Source organism: Klebsiella sp. MS 92-3, from assembly GCF_000195655.1.
GTDB classification, from domain to species: Bacteria; Pseudomonadota; Gammaproteobacteria; order Enterobacterales; family Enterobacteriaceae; genus Klebsiella; species Klebsiella pneumoniae.
This window is the reverse complement of record NZ_GL882715.1, coordinates 76606-92780: the sequence shown is the minus strand read 5'-3', so window position 1 is coordinate 92780 and position 16175 is coordinate 76606. Positions and strand designations below refer to the sequence as shown.

Below are 16175 nucleotides of genomic sequence, written 5' to 3'. Positions count from 1 at the left end.
GCAGAAGATCAACCGGGAGCGCAATCTGCCGGGAATTAACATAGAAGTTGTAGCCCTGCTAAACATAGTGCGAGCAGGGGAATTTACGGTTGTGCCGTTATTTCTGTAGCCCTGCTAAGCGCAGTGCGAGCAGGGAAAATCCCGGATGGCGGCGCGTGGTGCCTTATCCGGGCTACAAAAGCGTCAAAACCACGCCTTAACCTCCGACGCCGTGGCCCATTAACGCCAGCGCGTGGCTGATGATGGTCTGGCGGTTGACCGCCTGTAAACGCGGATCGCTGTGAATGCGTGAAAATGGCACCAGCACCAGGCTAATCACCGTGGTAAACAGCAGCTCCGGCGACAGCGCCGGATTGATCTTGCCCTCCAGCTGCCAGCGACGCACCGTCTCCAGCATCACCTGAAAACGCTCCTCGCCGAAGCGGGCATCCATATGCTGACGCAGGATCGGCATCTCGCCGATGATCTCCTGCATCCACAGCGGCGCAAACCAGGCGTTTTTCTCCGCCATATGCGCCAGCGTCTCGACCATCATCGTCAGCGCCAGCACCGGATCCTGCGGATGATCGACAAAGATGCGGCTGATGTGATTGCGCAGCGGCATAAAGCGCTCCTCAATCAGCTGAGTCACCAGCGCATCCCGCGAGCTGAAGTAGTAATGCAGCATCGCCGGCGTCACCCCGGCCTCTTTGGCGATGGCGTTCAACGATACGCGGCCCGCCCCGTCGCGGGCAAACAGCGTCAGGGCGATGTCCATCAACTGTTCGCGGTTGGCGGTACCCGGTTTTTTACCGCGCGGCCGACCCGGGCGGCGGGGAGCATCCTGATCCTTTTGTGCTGTCATGATATGGCGATCTCTTGACCCGACTCATTCTTTCACTAAATATTAATTATGCATTTAATTAATTTCAAGAGAGCGTTGTAATGACTTCTCAAGTCGCTAACCCACCGGTGCAGTCGATACGCCTGCTGTTCAGCGCATTGCTGCTGGTGATGCTGCTTTCAGCGCTGGATCAGACCATTGTCTCCACCGCGCTGCCGACGATTGTCGGCGAACTGGGCGGGCTGGACAAGCTTTCCTGGGTGGTCACCGCCTATATCCTCAGCTCCACCATCGCGGTGCCGCTGTACGGTAAATTTGGCGATCTGTTCGGCCGCAAAATCGTGCTGCAGGTGGCGATTGGGCTGTTTCTCGTCGGCTCCGCGCTCTGCGGGCTGGCGCAGAATATGACCCAACTGGTGCTGATGCGCGGCCTGCAGGGGCTCGGCGGCGGCGGCCTGATGGTGATCAGCATGGCGGCGGTCGCCGACGTCATCCCGCCCGCCAACCGCGGCCGCTATCAGGGGCTGTTCGGCGGCGTTTTCGGCCTGGCGACGGTGATCGGCCCGCTGATCGGCGGTTTTCTGGTGCAGCACGCCTCCTGGCGCTGGATCTTCTATATCAACCTGCCGCTCGGCCTGTTCGCGCTGCTGGTGATCGGCGCGGTATTCCACAGCAGCAATAAACGCAGCCAGCATCAGATTGACTGGCTGGGGGCGATTTATCTCAGCATGGCGCTGCTGTGCATCATCCTGTTTACCTCGGAAGGGGGCAGCGTCCATGCGTGGAATGACCCGCAGCTGTGGTGCATTCTGGCCTTCGGCATCGTGGGGATCATCGGCTTTATTTACGAAGAACGGATGGCCGCCGAGCCGATTATTCCGCTGGCGCTGTTCCGCAACCGCAGCTTCCTGCTGTGCAGCCTGATCGGCTTCGTCATCGGCATGTCGCTGTTCGGGTCAGTCACCTTCCTGCCGCTCTATCTGCAGGTGGTGAAGGAGGCGACGCCCACCGAGGCCGGGTTACAGTTAATCCCGCTGATGGGCGGCCTGCTGCTGACCTCGATTATCAGCGGGCGGATTATCAGCCGTACCGGTAAATATCGCCTGTTTCCGATCCTCGGCACCCTGCTCGGCGTGACCGGCATGGTACTGCTGACCCGCATTACCATTCACTCGCCGCTGTGGCAGCTGTACCTGTTTACCGGCGTGCTGGGAGCGGGTCTGGGGCTGGTGATGCAGGTGCTGGTCCTGGCGGTGCAGAATGCGATGCCGGCGCAGATGTACGGCGTCGCCACCTCCGGCGTGACCCTGTTCCGCTCGATTGGCGGCTCCATCGGCGTGGCGCTGTTTGGCGCGGTGTTCACGCACGTGCTGCAGAGCAACCTGCAACAACTGCTGCCGGAAGGCGCGGTGCTGCCGCCGGGAATGAATCCGGTGGCGGTCCAGCACCTGCCCGCGGATATCCGCCTCGACTACCTCGACGCCTTCGGCGCGGCGATCCACGCGGCGTTTCTGATGGCGGCCGGCATTATGGCGGTGGCGTTTGTCCTCTCATGGCTGTTAAAGGAGGCGCCGCTGAAGACCGCGACGCATTAAGCGGCCCCGGCGATGTGCAGCAGTGCCTGACGCAGCGCCGGTGCGGCAAAATCGATAAATTTGCGCAGCTTAAGCGGCGCCAGATCCCGAGCGGTATACAGCAAATGGACCGGCGCCGGATCCGGCTCGACGTTTTCCAGCAGCAGACGGAGCTCCCCGTGGCGCAGGCCATCCAGCGCCTGATAATGCAGTAAGCGGGCCACCCCCACCCCCAGCCGCGCGGCATCGGCGGCGCTCTCCGGCGTGGTAACGGATAGCACCGGCGGCAGGTTAATCAGCTGGTCCTCCCGCTCAGCGGCGCGAAAGCGCCAGCCGCGATAGGGCATCGGCGATTCAATGCGGATGATCGGCAGCGCCGCCAGATCGCGCGGCCGCTGCGGCTCGCCGTATTTCGCCAGCAGCGCCGGATGGGCGCAGGCCACAATCCGCATGGTGCCGAGGCGGGTGGCCACCATGCTGCTGTCCGCCAGGTCGCCAATCCGCACCGCCAGATCGACATGGTCGCTCACCAGGTCGGCATTGCGATCGCTGAGCAGCAAACGGACGCGAATTAGCGGGTAGCGGGCGATAAATTCACTGATTACCGGAAGAACGTGCTGGCGTCCAAACATCGTCGGCGCGGAGATCACCAGCTCGCCCTTCGGTTCCTGATATTCGCCCGTCGCCTGGCGTTCGGCGTTTTCCACCTCCTCAAGGATCCGCCGCGCGGCGGCAACATAATCGACCCCGGCGTCGGTGAGCGTCAGTTTGCGGGTGGTTCGCGCCAGCAGGCGTACGCCCAGCGCGCTCTCCAGTTCGCCAATATGGCGGCTGACGGTGGTCAACGGCATATTCAGCGCCCGCGCTGCCGCCGACATGCTCCCCAGCTCGGTCACTTTCACCAGCAGCGCCATCGCGCTTAATCGATCCATTATTCTCCCGTTTTGCGGAAAGATGATTGCCACTTTACCCGTATTATCATTCTTCACAGTACAGTCCATGATGGCGCCAGACAACAGGAGGCGCTATGGCAGCAACCTTTCTCGATATCGCTATCACCCCGGACGTGATGGATGTGCAGCATGAAATGGGCAGCGACTCGCTGTGGCAAACGCCGCGCAGTCGCCGCCAGGCCGACCGCTTCGGCGACAGCGAAGCGGGGATGATCGCCACCCGCGACAGCTTTTATCTGGCGACGGTGTCGCAGAGCGGCTGGCCCTACATTCAGCATCGCGGCGGCCCGCCGGGGTTTCTGCATCTGCTGGATGACACCACCCTGGCGATGGCCGATTTCGGCGGTAACCGCCAATACATTACTACCGGCAATCTGCGCGGCAGCGACCGGGCCTGCCTGTTTTTGATGGATTATCCGCGCCGTGCCAGGCTGAAAATCTACGCCACCGTCGAGGTCCTGGCGGCAGAGGACCACCCGCAGCTGCTGGCGCAGGTGGCGCCGGCCAACTATCGCGCCCGCATTGAACGTCTGTTTCTTTTTCATTTGCAGGCGTTTGACTGGAACTGCCCGCAGCACATTACGCCGCGCTACAGCGCGCAGCAGGTGGCGGAGTACAGCCAGAACCTGCAGCAACGTATTCATGACCTGGAGCAGGAGAATCAGCGCCTGCAGCAGCAATTAGCCCGTATAGGAGAGTAAGCATGACCGAACAACGTCCCCCGTTACCGCCGTTTACCCGCGACAGCGCTATCCAGAAGGTCCGCGCCGCGGAAGATGGCTGGAACAGCCGCGATGCGGAAAAAGTCGCCCTGGCCTACACCGTGGATAGCGAATGGCGCAACCGCAGCGAATTTGTCCACGGTCGGGGGCAAATTGTTGAGTTCCTGCAGCGAAAATGGCGCAAGGAGCAGCAATACCGGCTGATTAAGGAGCTGTGGGCATGGCAGGAGAATCGCATTGCCGTGCGCTTCGCCTATGAGTGGTGCGACGACAGCGGCAACTGGTTTCGCTCGTATGGCAATGAGAACTGGGAGTTTGATAAGCATGGACTGATGCAGACGCGCTACGCCTGCATCAACGATCTGCCAATTAGCGAAAGCGAGCGCCTGTTCCACTGGCCGCAGGGGCGCCGCCCGGACGATCATCCGGGGCTCAGCGATCTGGGGCTGTAAAACCGGCGCTGCGCGACGGATTAATCGGCTTTCGGGAAGTCGACTACCGTGTCGTTAACCCGGTTCACCATGTTGGTGAACAGGATGGCGCTGATGGCGCTGATAATCTCAATCACCTGCTGGTCGCTAAAACCGGCGTTGCGCAGCGCGGCGACGTCGGCTTCCGGCAGCGTACCGGTGGTGGTCACCAGGGTCTGCGCGAATTTCACCAGCGCATCAAGCTGCGCCTCTTCCGCATACTCCCCGCGGCGCAGGGCATGGATCTGCTCGCTGCTGAAGCCGGCTTTTTTCGCCATCAGGGTGTGCGCGGCCAGGCAGTAGTCACAGCCGGTGGCTTCGCTGACCGACAGATTAATCGCCTCCAGCTGTTGGGCGCTGAGGCTGCCTTTATGGAGCATCGCATTGTGCGCCAGCGCCTGCTGCAGCGCCGCCGGCGAGTGGCCGCCGATGGTCAGGTAGGCGTTCGGCACTTTGCCCATCGCTTTTTTGATCCCGGCGAAAATATCGGCGGCTTTGCCGGTGGCGTCTTGTTCACGGATATCTGCTAAACGGCTCATGGTTAACTCCTGTTGTTATCGAGGGTGTGTTGGCAATGGGGTCATCTTAGGCGCTTGCCGCATGCTAGACTGGCGGTCTTCGTCTCACCTTTTTGTCTTATCGTCTCAGGAGAAGCATGGACAGTCTCAGTCATCTGCTGGCGCTGCTGGCGCCGCGCTGCGAAGTGAACCTGCACTGTCGCTTCGGCGGCCGCTGGCAGGCCGGGCACCAGCAAATGCGCAGCGGCGTGGTGCCCTGGCACGTGGTGCTGCGCGGCGAGGGGCGGCTCAACGTCGGCGGCCAGACTCATCACCTGCGCGCGGGAGATGTCGTCCTCCTGCCCCACGGTTCGCCGCACCTGATGGAGAGCCTGGTGGAGTGGGGCCAGGTGCTGCCGGTGGCGCACCGGTTTAACGGCACGGTGACGGAAATGCGCGCCGGCCCGGCGGAGGGGGCGCTGGAGATGCTGTGCGGCGAATTCTATTTTGGTCCGCACGTCAGCTGGCTGTTCAGTGAAGCATCGACGCTGATCCATCTCCATACCGATGCGCGTGAAGACTGCCCGGAGCTGGACGCGCTGCTTAATATACTGGTGCGCGAGAGCCTGGCGCAGCGTCCCGGCGGCAGCGCTATCGTGCGCAGCCTCGGCGATACGCTGCTGGTGCTCCTGCTGCGCATGCTGCTTGGCGAGCAACAGCCGCCCGGCGGGCTGCTGCGCCTGATGAGCGATGAACGCCTGATGCCGGCGGTGCTGGCGGTGATGGCGACCCCGGAGCAACCGTGGACGCTGGAGAGTATGGCCGCCCGTGCCTTTCTGTCGCGGGCCACCTTCGCCCGTCATTTTGCCCGCGTTTATCACCTGACGCCGCAGGCGTGGCTGTCGCAGCTGCGAATGGCGCTGGCCGCCCGGCTGCTGCGCCTGGAGCGTCAGACCAACCTCGAGGTCATTGCCGAACGCTGCGGCTTTCAGTCGCTGGCGTCCTTCTCGAAGCGCTTCAAAATGCGCTATGGCGTGACGCCGGGCGAGTGGCGCCGGGGCTAGCGCCTCGCGTTTCGCGAAGGTGATTTTATTTCCAGTTGCGTGGTTTGCTGTTTATTACCCGACCCGAAAGTCGCTATAGTTTTGTACGAAAAAAACAATGACATTCAGGACAGACAGGGTGAAGAGGATGAGATTACGTTTACGGGCCGCCGCCGCGGTAATGCTGGCGGGTCTGGCGCTGGTCGGCTGCGACCAAAAGGGTAATGAAGCGAAGCACATTAAGGTCGGTGTGATTAACGGCGCCGAGCAGGATGTAGCGGAAGTGGCGAAGAAGGTGGCCAAAGAGAAGTACGGTCTGGAGGTCGAGCTGGTGGGGTTCAGCGGCTCGCTGCTGCCCAACGAGTCGACCAACGCCGGGGATCTGGACGCCAACGTCTTCCAGCATCGGCCTTTCCTTGAGCAGGACAACAAAGCGCATAATTATCATCTGGTGGCGGTCGGGAATACCTTCGTCTTCCCGATGGCCGGCTATTCGCGCAAGATCAAGTCAGTCGCCGAACTGAAAGACGGCGCGACGATCGCTATCCCCAACGATCCGACCAACCTCGGGCGGGCGCTACTGCTGCTGCAAAAAGAGAAGCTGATTACCCTCAAAGCCGGGACCGGCCTGCTGCCGACGGCGGTGGATATCACCGACAACCCGCATAACCTGAAGATCATGGAGCTGGAAGGGGCGCAACTGCCGCGCGTACTCGACGATCCCAAAGTCGACGTGGCTATCATCAGCACCACCTACCTGCAGCAAACCGGGCTGTCGCCGGTTCGTGACGGCATCTTTATCGAAGATAAAAACTCGCCCTACGTGAACATCATCGTGACCCGGGAAGACAATAAAGACGCGCAAAACGTGAAGGAGTTTATGCAGTCGTATCAGTCGCCGGAGGTGGCGAAGGCGGCAGAGACTATCTTCAACGGCGGCGCGGTGCCTGGCTGGTAAGCCAACACACAGGGAGAGGTGCGTATGGTACGCCAACGGCAGGCTGACCTGCTGCTGATTGCCGCGACGGTGATTGCCGCCTGCGGCTGGATATTTTCCCGCGAGGCGATCGCCGGCATGCCGGTGTTCGCGTTTCTTGGGCTGCGTTTTTTCTTCGCCGCGCTGCTTCTGCTGCCGTTCTGCCGCGGTTTTCGCCCGCAAAAGCAGCACTGGCCAAAACTCATCATCAGCGGACTCTGGTTTGCGCTCAACCTCTGCCTGTGGATCTATTCGGTCTCCACGACGGCGTCGCTCGGCGAAGGGGCGTTTATCATGAGCCTGTCGATGATGTTCGTCCCGCTGACCGCGTGGGTGATGATGAAGGTGCGCCCGCCGCGCGCCTGGTGGGAGTGCCTGCCGATCGCGGTGGTAGGCCTGGGGCTGCTCAGTCTGCATATGCCGATAGCCTTCCACCCCAGTCAGGGCTGGTTTTTGCTGACGGCGCTGGTGCAGTCGATCTGGTTCTGTTACACCAGCCGCTGCGCGCGTGAAGTACCGCTGATCCCCCTGACCACCGTGCAGCTGGCGATCACCGGTATCGTCGGGTTGACCATCCCCGCTGCCGTTGAACGCTGGGACCAGCCGATGACCCTGCCGACTCTCGGCTGGTTGGTGGCCAGCATTGTCATCGCTACCAGCCTGCGCTTCGGTCTGCAGATGAAGGGGCAGAAGTACGCGGCGGTGGCCAGCGCGGCGATCATCATGGTGCTCGAACCGCTGCTGACGGTCATTGCCGCCGCGCTGTGGTACGGCGAACAGCTGCCGCTGCAGAAGATTATCGGCGGCGTGCTGATCCTCGTGGCCCAGCTGTGGTTCCGCTGGCGGATGCTTAAGCCGTAAGCGAGCCGCTTCGCCGCTGCGCCATCAGCTGCAGCAGCGGCACCAGCGACAGCCCGTCCGGCATCTCGCCGCGGGCGATCAGCTGGTTTATCTCGTCGAAGGTAAACCAGCCGGTCTCCATCACCTCATCCTGATCTGCATCCATCCCCACCCAGCGTAAACCGGTGGCCAGCCAGGTGATAAACAACTGATCGCTGCTGCCGTAGGAGGGGTTAAAGCGAATGATCTCCTCAACGCGTTGCGCCTGCCAGCCGGTCTCTTCCCGCAGCTCGCGCAGTGCGGCGACCGCCGGGTCTTCCCCTTCATCGACGCCGCCAGAGGGGATCGCCCACACCACCTTATCGATCAGGTAGCGGTAGTGGCGAATCAGCAGCACTTTCTCATCCTGGATGGCCACAATCCCCACCGCCGGGCGCGGGTAATGAATGGAATAAAAGTCGCGGCGCTCGCCGGGGGCGACATCAATACCCACCTTACGCATGCTGAACCACGGCGTCTCGGCGATGACCTGCGGGTCGTGCATATCGGCGGCGGTCAGTTTCATTTTCATCCTGCCACTCCTGTCAAAAATTGAGCCTTAAGAACAACATAGCCGGAGGCGGATGGCAACCGTCGCAGGTTGGCCCGATTTCAACGATCATTGCCCAAACGCCCCTGTTGAGCCAGGCGGGGACTCAGTACGATGTTCGTCAGATGACCCCAGAGGAATGCCAACATGAACATCACCCACATCCGTAATGCGACCCAGATTATTCACTACGCCGGGAAAAGATTTCTCATCGATCCGATGCTGGCGGACAAAGGCGCCTGGCCGGGTTTTCCGGGCACCGCGCGCAGCGAACTGCGCAATCCGCTGGTTGAGCTGCCGTTTTCCCGCGATAAAATTGTCGACGTTGACGCGGTGATCGTCACCCATACCCATGACGATCACTGGGACGCGGCGGCGATCGCCGCGATCCCGAAAACCCTGCCGGTGTTCGTCCAGCATGAGGCCGACGCCGCGCTGCTGCGCAGCCAGGGATTTCAGGATCTGCGCCTGCTGTCGGCAGACAGCGAATTTGCCGGCGTGCGCCTGCAGAAAACCACCTCCGGCCAACACGGCAGCGACCGGACCTACGCGGTGCCGGCGATGGCTGAACGCCTGGGCGAGGCCTGCGGCGTGGTGTTTCGCCATCCGCAGGAGAAGACGCTGTGGCTGGTGGGGGATACTATCTGGCGCGATGACATTGCAGCCGACCTGCTGAAGCTGCGCCCGGACGTGGTGGTCCTCAACGCCGGCTACGCCCACGTCATCGGCTTTGGCCCGATTATCATGGGCAAGGAAGATCTCCTGAACGTGCACTTCACCCTGCCGGAAGCAAAAATCATGGCTATCCACCTCGAGGCGGTCAACCACTGCCTGGTGAGCCGGGAAGAGATGCGCCAGTATGCGCTGGATAATCAGATTGCCGATGTGGTTTCTATCCCGCAGGATGGAGAAACCGTCGTTTATTAACATGCGTAAGGGGAAGGGACGATGAAACTCACCGACGTGGCGATTGTCGCTGTAGAGGGCTTTAGCCCGTTTCACTACGCCGTCCCCTGCATGCTGTTTGGCGATTCGGTTTCGGAAATCAAACGCTTTAATCTGCACATTTGCGCCGAGCGGCCGGGGCTGCTGCGCGCCCGCGATGGTTTTGCGCTGTACGCCACCGGCGATTATGCCGCGCTGGAACAGGCGGATATCGTGGTGGTGCCTTACTGGGGCGAGGTCGATCGACGTCCGCCGCAGGCGCTGCTTGATAGCCTGGTGCGGGCCCGGGATAACGGCGCGGAGATTGTCGGCCTGTGCCTCGGCGCGTTCGTCCTCGGCTACGCCGGGCTGCTGGACGGCAGGCGAGCGGCGACTCACTGGGAGTTCGAGCAGGATTTCCAGCGCCGGTTTCCGCAGGTGCAGCTGGATATCAACGCCCTGTACGTCGACGACCAGCGGATCATTACTTCGGCGGGCACCGCGGCGGCGCTGGACTGTTGCCTCTACATCATCCGCCAGCGTTTCGGCAGCCTCGCGGCCAACCAGATCGCCCGGCGGATGATTGTTTCGCCGCACCGCGAGGGCGGCCAGGCGCAGTTTATCGCCCAGCCGGTGCCGAAAAACACCCGCGATGCGCGAATCAACTGCCTGCTGGATTATCTGCAGCAGCATATTGCCGAGCCGCACAGTCTCGATTCGCTGGCCCGGGTGGTGGCGATGAGCCGCCGTACCCTGACCCGCCACTTCGCCCGGGCAACCGGGATGAGCATTACCGACTGGCTGACCGCCGAACGTCTGCGCCGCAGCCAGGCTCTGCTTGAGGCGGGCGATCTGCCGGTCGAGCAGGTGGCGGAGGCGGTGGGCTATCTTTCAGCGGTCACCTGGCGCCAGCAGTTTAAAGCGCGCTTTGGCGTCAGCCCGACGGAATGGCGGCGTACCTTTCGTCGCGGCGCTTAGCCGGCGAGGGTCGCACTATCGATCACGAAGCGGTATTTCACGTCACCCTTGACCATTCTTTCCCAGGCTTCGTTGATCTCATCGCCGCGGATCAGTTCGATATCGGCGACGATGCCGTGTTCGGCGCAGAAGTCGAGCATCTTCTGAGTTTCCGGAATACCGCCGATCATCGAGCCGGCAATCGACCGGCGGCGGAAGATCAGATTGAACACTTCCGGCGACGGATGCGGCGTGGCCGGGGCGCCAACCAGCGTCATGGTACCATCGCGTTTCAGCAGCGTGGTGAAGGCATCGAGATTGTGCGGCGCCGCCACGGTGTTGAGGATGAAGTCGAAGCTTTTGACGTGGGCCGCCATTTCGTCTTCATTGCGCGACACCACTACGTCATCGGCGCCCAGCGCTCTGGCCGCATTACGCTTGGATTCGGAGGTGGTAAAGGCCACCACGTGGGCCCCCATGGCGTGGGCCAACTTGATCCCCATATGCCCGAGGCCGCCGATGCCGACCACGCCGACTTTTTTACCCGGCCCGACGTGCCAGTGGCGCAGCGGCGAGTATGTCGTGATCCCGGCGCACAGCAGCGGCGCGACGGCGGCCAGCTGCGCTTCGGGATGGGTTATCCGCAGCACGTAGCGTTCATTGACCACGATCTGCTGTGAATAACCGCCAAGCGTGTGTCCCGGCGCGTCCTGGGTCGGCCCGTTATAGGTCAGCACCATGTGGTCGCAGTAGTTTTCCAGCCCCTCGGCGCACTCTTCGCACTGTTGACAGCTATCGACCATACAGCCGACGCCCACCAGATCGCCGACGGCGTAGCGCGAGACGGCGTTGCCGACCGCGGTCACCCGACCCACAATTTCATGCCCCGGCACGCAGGGATACAGCGTTCCTGCCCATTCCGATCGCGCCTGGTGGAGATCGGAGTGGCAGACGCCGCAGTAAGCGATGGCGATCTGTACATCCTGCGGCCCCGGGTCGCGGCGGGTGATGGCCATTGATTCCAGCGGCTGGCTGGCGGAGTAGGTACCAATAGCGTTGATCAGCATAGCGAAACCTCTTCTTGATGAATGGACTCAATAGAACGGGAGGGGAATGCGGGTGGTCAGTGGCATCGATAAGCGTAGCCTGGACTGGCCGAGATGCGAGGGGGAAAGCGGTAGAGAAACCCTCAGGCGCGGCGTTAGCCAGCGCAGTAAATAATAAGGTGGCCTTATCTTTATCGCCGCTAAGCCTTATAGGTAATTAAGGCTCATCGTATTTTTTATTCCTGTAAAATAGAGATAAATAGTTATTGCAGATAATGATGCTTACACTCTTTTTATCCTCGTAACGTCTTGTCTTTTATTCGTTAATTCACCTGTTGATACTATGATTCTCAACGAATCACTTTTTCAACCTGACCTGATGGCATAAAAACCATGTCGATCCCTGCAGCCAGCCTCTCTACTGACCAGGCGTTACCGTCTTTTTATTACGGAAGACAGACAAAGCCGTTATTCGCGGTGGAATCCCTGTTATCTGCGTTCCTGCCCGCCAGCTCACCCTTTGCGCTGCCGCGATCGACCTATTATCGTTTTCCGCCGACCCAGGCTGAATCCGGATTAATTCTGCTCGAAGAGGGGATTGCCTCGCTATGCCATGCGGAAAACAACATGGTGATATCAACGATATTTGCCCCTTCGCTATTGGGATTAATCGATGGTTACGGCGTCTTTAACGGTATTCCGGAAAAACACCACTGCTCTCTGTTTGCTGAGACAGATTTGCGCGGACGCTGGATAGGACACCAGGCCGCGGTCGAGATCCTCAATGCGCAAAACCTGTGGCAGGAGATGGCCCATGTTCTGGCGCAGCGGCTGATGGTGTTGAGCATGCGTTCGCAGGAGATGGTGGGGGTGGATTCTTATCCGATGGTGCGAACCCTGCTAACAGAGCTGGCGGACTACCCGGAGGAGTATCGTCGCCAAATTAATGCGTTAAGCTTTATACAGCGCCGCACCAACCTGTCGCGCAGCCGTGTTATGTCGATTCTGGCAGAGCTGCGCAAAGGTGGTTACATTACGGTCCATCGCGGGGTGCTGGAAAAGATAACCCGCACGCTTCCCGCCCACTTTTAAACCCGCGCGGCGGAGGGGCGTGATTTTCCCACCCCTCGTCAGCCGGTGGGCTAAGGCTCAACCGGCGTCAGAAAGTCCAGCCGCAGCGGCTCAGCCAGCAGAGACTCCATCTGCGTCATAAACGCCTGAAAATAGGGCATCGCGACATGGGCATCGAGGGCGTCCTGTCCCTGCCACGCCTCGCGCATATAGAAGGTGTCCGGCGCGTCGCGCAGCTGAAACAGGGCATAGTCGAGGTTGCCCGGCTCCTGTCTCGTCGGCAGGAGCAGCGCCTGCAGGGCCTGACGCAGGGCGTCCGTTTGGCCCGGTTTCGCCTTGAGCACGGCGATAAGCGATATCATCTTAAAACCCCTCCAGCACGATCTTGCCGACGGCGCGTCCGGTTTCCAGCTGGCGATGCGCTTTCTGCAGATTGGCGGCGGTGATGGCGCCGTAGTGTTCGCCAAGGGTGGTTTTGATAGTGTGGTTGTCGATCAGCGCCGCCACGCGGGTGAGCAGCTGATGCTGGGCGATCATATCATCCGTCTCAAACATTGAACGGGTGAACATAAATTCCCAGTGCAGGGACAGGCTTTTCGCTTTCAGCGGCACCACGTCCAGGGTCTCCGGGTCATCAATCAGCGCCAGCTTGCCCTGCGGGGCGAGGGCGTCGATCAGCGCGTTGAAGTGCTGCTCGGTATTGGTCAGGCTGGCGACATGGGTTACCGACGTGATACCAATGCGCGCCAGCTCGTCGGCGAGCGGCTTGCTGTGATCGATCACATGGTGCGCGCCCGCCTCGCGGACCCACTGCTGGCTCTCGGGACGCGAGGCGGTGCCGATCACCGTCATGGCGGTCAGTTTACTGGCCAGCTGGGTCAGGATAGACCCCACGCCGCCCGCCGCGCCGACGATTAGCAGCGTGTCGCCCGCATTGCCGCCTTCCTCAACGCCGAGACGGTGAAACAGCAGCTCCCAGGCGGTGATCGCCGTCAGCGGCAGCGCGGCGGCGGAGGCATTATCGAGGGTGCGCGGTTTGTGCGCCACCAGGCGCTCATCCACCAGCTGATATTCACTGTTGCTGCCGGCCCGGCCCAGCGCGCCGGCGTACCAGACCTCGTCCCCGGGCGCGAACAGCGTCACTTCCTCACCGACGGACTGCACCACGCCAACGGCGTCCCAGCCCAGCACCCGCGGCGTGTCGCCCTGAAAGCCGGCGCGCACTTTGGTGTCTACCGGATTGACCGAGATAGCCTTCACAGCGACCAGCAGATCACGCCCGTGGGCGGTGGGGATCGGCAGGTCGATCTCGGTTAAAGAAGGGATGTTGTTGCCGTCAGCGGCGGCTTGAGTAATGGCGATAGCTTTCATAACTGCTCCGGTCTGTGATTCGGGTGAATGAAAAGATGGAGCCATCGTAGACCGCTGCCGGGAGGGGAAAAACGGGCTAACGGCAATAACAGTTATATGCAGAAAGTGAAAATCAGCCCACCTGATAGAAGTCGAGCATCACCCCATCCTGGGTCCGGCCACCGGCGCAGATAAACAGCGAGGTGGTTAGCCAGCTGAGCGCGGGAGCATCCACCTCAAAGGTGGGCACGGTGCGAAAATAGATGGCTTCTGGCGGAATATCGCTAAAAAAGCGCATATCGTCGGCGAAAAGCTGGTCATGATACTGGGCCGGCACCCGGCGGATGCCATTGTTTTCCACATAGACCGTGCCTTCCGCCACCTGCAGGGCATAGCGGGCGGACAGCCTGCAGGTGCCGTCGGGTTCGATTATCTGGCTGTCGACGCCGCCGGGTAATACGTGGCCGCGAAGTTGACCCGAGACGCTGCCGCCGACAATCGGGATCAGCTGGCGCTTACCGGTCTGCGGGCTGCGGGAGACGATTATCGGTTTATCAACCTGGATGGTAATGGAAAAACAGTGTCTGAGTTCGGGGGTCATTATGGCTCTCCTGTTTCGGTTGCTAACGGCACGCGGCCACCGCGCCAGTGTAACGGGTTTGCGAGAGACAAAATAACGCAGGGTTTGGATAAAAATGATTGGCTGGGATGATGAGTTTGGGGGGCTCAGGTTGGTAGGGAGTGGCTGTGGGGGAGCAGGGGCAAACTGGCGGAAGATCACAGGAGTTGAACCTGCCCGGGACCGCTGGCGGCCCCAACTGGATTTGAAGTCCAGCCACCTCACCGGAGATGACGATCTTCCGCGCCTCGATTGCTACATGGAGGCGGGGCGCATTATAGCTACTTTCAGCCGTTTACCACATACCTAAACGCACTTTTTTACTGTTAAAACTGGACTTTACAGAACAGTCCTGGACAAATCCTCACAAAATCCGTGAGTTACACTTTTTCACTCCCTGATTCCCTACCAAGATCACAGAAAACAAGAAACGTAATCTGATAACGAGATATCGCAATTCATCTTAGTGCGGCAAAGGTTTACAAAAACCGTAACCGGTACCAACCCTCGGTGCCGCTAAGGGAATAGTGCGCATATGAAAGATCACATTTTGTCCGTCAAAGAGAAAATTGGTTATGGCATGGGTGATGCCGCCAGCCACATTATTTTTGATAACGTCATGTTGTACATGATGTTTTTTTACACCGATATTTTTGGTATCCCCGCCGGCTTTGTCGGCACCATGTTCCTGCTGGCGCGCGCGCTGGACGCGATTTCCGACCCGTGTATGGGTCTGCTTGCCGACCGTACCCGCAGCCGCTGGGGTAAGTTCCGCCCATGGATCCTCTTCGGCGCTATCCCGTTCGGCCTCGTCTGCGTGCTGGCCTACAGCTCGCCGGATTTAAGCCACAACGGCAAGCTGATCTACGCCGCCGTGACCTACACGCTGCTGACCCTGCTCTACACCGTGGTGAATATCCCTTACTGCGCGCTGGGCGGCGTGATCACCGACAACCCGACGCAGCGCATTTCGCTGCAGTCCTGGCGCTTCGTGCTGGCGACGGCGGGGGGCATGCTCTCCACCGTGCTGATGATGCCGCTGGTCAACTTTATCGGCGGCGAAGACAAAGCGCTCGGCTTCCAGGGGGGCATCGCGGTGCTGTCGGTGATCGCCTTCCTGATGCTGGCCTTCTGCTTCTTTACCACCAAAGAGCGTGTCGAAGCGCCGCCGAGCAGTACCTCGATGCGTGAAGACCTGCGCGATATCTGGCGCAATGACCAGTGGCGGGTGGTCGGCGTGCTCACCATCCTCAATATCCTCGCGGTCTGCGTTCGCGGCGGCGCGATGATGTATTACACCACCTGGATCATGGGCTCGGCGGCGCTGTTCACCGCCTTCCTCACGACCTACTGCGTCGGCAACCTGATTGGCTCGGCGCTGGCGAAACCGCTGACCGACTGGAAATGCAAAGTCAGCGTCTTCTGGTGGACCAACGCCCTCCTGACGGTGCTCAGCGTGGCGATGTTCTTCGTACCGATGGACGCCGAAATCACCATGTTTGTCTTTATCTTCGTCATTGGCGTACTGCACCAGCTGGTGACGCCAATCCAGTGGGTAATGATGTCCGACACCGTCGACTACGGCGAATGGTGTAACGGCAAACGCCTGACCGGCATCAGCTTCGCCGGTACCCTGTTTGTGCTCAAGTTAGGGCTGGCGCTGGGCGGCGCGCTGATCGGCTGGATGCTGGCCGGGGGGGGGGGGGGGGGGGGGGCGGGGG

At 60.7% G+C, this 16175-nt stretch carries 17 protein-coding genes, 1 tRNA gene and 1 pseudogene; 10 read left to right on the top strand and 9 right to left on the bottom strand.

The annotated features are described in order from the left end of the window. Positions 1–196: 196 nt before the first annotated feature. On the bottom strand, positions 197–844 hold the full coding sequence (locus HMPREF9538_RS25275; protein ID WP_009483946.1) for a TetR/AcrR family transcriptional regulator: 648 nt from the start codon (positions 842–844) through the stop codon (positions 197–199). Positions 845–924: 80 nt separating this feature from the next. On the opposite strand from HMPREF9538_RS25275, the gene HMPREF9538_RS25280 reads away from it, so the two are divergent. Then, positions 925–2418 carry an MDR family MFS transporter gene (locus HMPREF9538_RS25280; protein ID WP_004145022.1) on the top strand — a complete coding sequence of 498 codons (1494 nt, stop codon included), beginning with the start codon at positions 925–927 and terminating at the stop codon, positions 2416–2418. On the opposite strand, the gene HMPREF9538_RS25285 is transcribed toward HMPREF9538_RS25280, so the two are convergent. Beyond that, entirely contained in the window at positions 2415–3386 is a 972-nt protein-coding gene (locus HMPREF9538_RS25285; RefSeq protein ID WP_074185245.1) for a LysR family transcriptional regulator, read from the bottom strand. The two genes, HMPREF9538_RS25280 and HMPREF9538_RS25285, sit on opposite strands and share 4 nt — an antisense overlap. 38 nt (positions 3387–3424) lie before the next feature. On the opposite strand from HMPREF9538_RS25285, the gene HMPREF9538_RS25290 reads away from it, so the two are divergent. After that, the gene (locus tag HMPREF9538_RS25290; RefSeq protein WP_009483944.1) at positions 3425–4051 is read left to right on the top strand and encodes a pyridoxamine 5'-phosphate oxidase family protein; all 627 of its coding nucleotides are present in this window, start codon (positions 3425–3427) and stop codon (positions 4049–4051) included. Between the two features lie 2 nt (positions 4052–4053). Further along, entirely contained in the window at positions 4054–4524 is a 471-nt protein-coding gene (locus HMPREF9538_RS25295; protein WP_002923016.1) for a DUF1348 family protein, read from the top strand. A gap of 20 nt (positions 4525–4544) precedes the next feature. Here HMPREF9538_RS25295 and HMPREF9538_RS25300 read toward each other — a convergent pair whose 3' ends face one another. After that, entirely contained in the window at positions 4545–5081 is a 537-nt protein-coding gene (locus HMPREF9538_RS25300) for a carboxymuconolactone decarboxylase family protein (RefSeq protein ID WP_004145017.1), read from the bottom strand. A 116-nt stretch (positions 5082–5197) separates the two neighbouring features. Here HMPREF9538_RS25300 and HMPREF9538_RS25305 point away from each other — a divergent pair, with 116 nt between their 5' ends. The 3 genes from HMPREF9538_RS25305 (at position 5198) to HMPREF9538_RS25315 (ending at position 7919) form a co-directional block, all read left to right on the top strand. Continuing rightward, positions 5198–6103, top strand: a complete 906-nt coding sequence (locus tag HMPREF9538_RS25305; RefSeq protein WP_004150236.1) for an AraC family transcriptional regulator — start codon at positions 5198–5200, stop codon at positions 6101–6103. Between the two features lie 127 nt (positions 6104–6230). Next, entirely contained in the window at positions 6231–7040 is an 810-nt protein-coding gene (gene nlpA / locus HMPREF9538_RS25310; protein ID WP_004173884.1) for a lipoprotein NlpA, read from the top strand. A gap of 24 nt (positions 7041–7064) precedes the next feature. Further along, positions 7065–7919 carry a DMT family transporter gene (locus HMPREF9538_RS25315; RefSeq protein ID WP_009483942.1) on the top strand — a complete coding sequence of 285 codons (855 nt, stop codon included), beginning with the start codon at positions 7065–7067 and terminating at the stop codon, positions 7917–7919. Here the strand turns inward: HMPREF9538_RS25315 and HMPREF9538_RS25320 are convergent. Continuing rightward, positions 7909–8469 (bottom strand): NUDIX domain-containing protein, encoded by a 561-nt coding sequence (locus HMPREF9538_RS25320; RefSeq protein ID WP_009483941.1) that lies wholly within the window; start codon positions 8467–8469, stop codon positions 7909–7911. The two genes, HMPREF9538_RS25315 and HMPREF9538_RS25320, sit on opposite strands and share 11 nt — an antisense overlap. A 165-nt stretch (positions 8470–8634) precedes the next feature. Here HMPREF9538_RS25320 and HMPREF9538_RS25325 point away from each other — a divergent pair, with 165 nt between their 5' ends. Beyond that, positions 8635–9414, top strand: coding sequence for an MBL fold metallo-hydrolase (locus HMPREF9538_RS25325; protein ID WP_004212457.1), 780 nt, complete (start codon positions 8635–8637; stop codon positions 9412–9414). A 21-nt stretch (positions 9415–9435) separates the two neighbouring features. Next, positions 9436–10389, top strand: a complete 954-nt coding sequence (locus tag HMPREF9538_RS25330; protein ID WP_009483940.1) for a GlxA family transcriptional regulator — start codon at positions 9436–9438, stop codon at positions 10387–10389. Here the strand turns inward: HMPREF9538_RS25330 and HMPREF9538_RS25335 are convergent. Continuing rightward, positions 10386–11435, bottom strand: a complete 1050-nt coding sequence (locus HMPREF9538_RS25335) for an NAD(P)-dependent alcohol dehydrogenase (protein ID WP_009483939.1) — start codon at positions 11433–11435, stop codon at positions 10386–10388. The two genes, HMPREF9538_RS25330 and HMPREF9538_RS25335, sit on opposite strands and share 4 nt — an antisense overlap. Positions 11436–11807: 372 nt before the next feature. Between HMPREF9538_RS25335 and HMPREF9538_RS25340 the strand changes: the two genes are divergently transcribed. Further along, the gene (locus HMPREF9538_RS25340) at positions 11808–12506 is read left to right on the top strand and encodes a winged helix-turn-helix transcriptional regulator (RefSeq protein WP_004151507.1); all 699 of its coding nucleotides are present in this window, start codon (positions 11808–11810) and stop codon (positions 12504–12506) included. Positions 12507–12556: 50 nt separating this feature from the next. On the opposite strand, the gene HMPREF9538_RS25345 is transcribed toward HMPREF9538_RS25340, so the two are convergent. The 4 genes from HMPREF9538_RS25345 to HMPREF9538_RS0126790 form a co-directional block, all read right to left on the bottom strand. Then, positions 12557–12847 (bottom strand): putative quinol monooxygenase, encoded by a 291-nt coding sequence (locus HMPREF9538_RS25345; protein WP_002922965.1) that lies wholly within the window; start codon positions 12845–12847, stop codon positions 12557–12559. A 1-nt stretch (position 12848) separates the two neighbouring features. Beyond that, entirely contained in the window at positions 12849–13856 is a 1008-nt protein-coding gene (locus HMPREF9538_RS25350; protein ID WP_002922964.1) for a zinc-binding alcohol dehydrogenase family protein, read from the bottom strand. Positions 13857–13968: 112 nt separating this feature from the next. Beyond that, positions 13969–14436: a DUF3237 domain-containing protein gene (locus HMPREF9538_RS25355; RefSeq protein WP_002922963.1), complete on the bottom strand. Its 468-nt coding sequence runs from the start codon at positions 14434–14436 to the stop codon at positions 13969–13971. 166 nt (positions 14437–14602) lie between these two features. Then, positions 14603–14697, bottom strand: a tRNA-Sec gene (locus HMPREF9538_RS0126790). A gap of 292 nt (positions 14698–14989) precedes the next feature. Here HMPREF9538_RS0126790 and HMPREF9538_RS25360 point away from each other — a divergent pair. Continuing rightward, positions 14990–16175: pseudogene (locus HMPREF9538_RS25360) on the top strand (glycoside-pentoside-hexuronide family transporter); the annotation flags it as partial.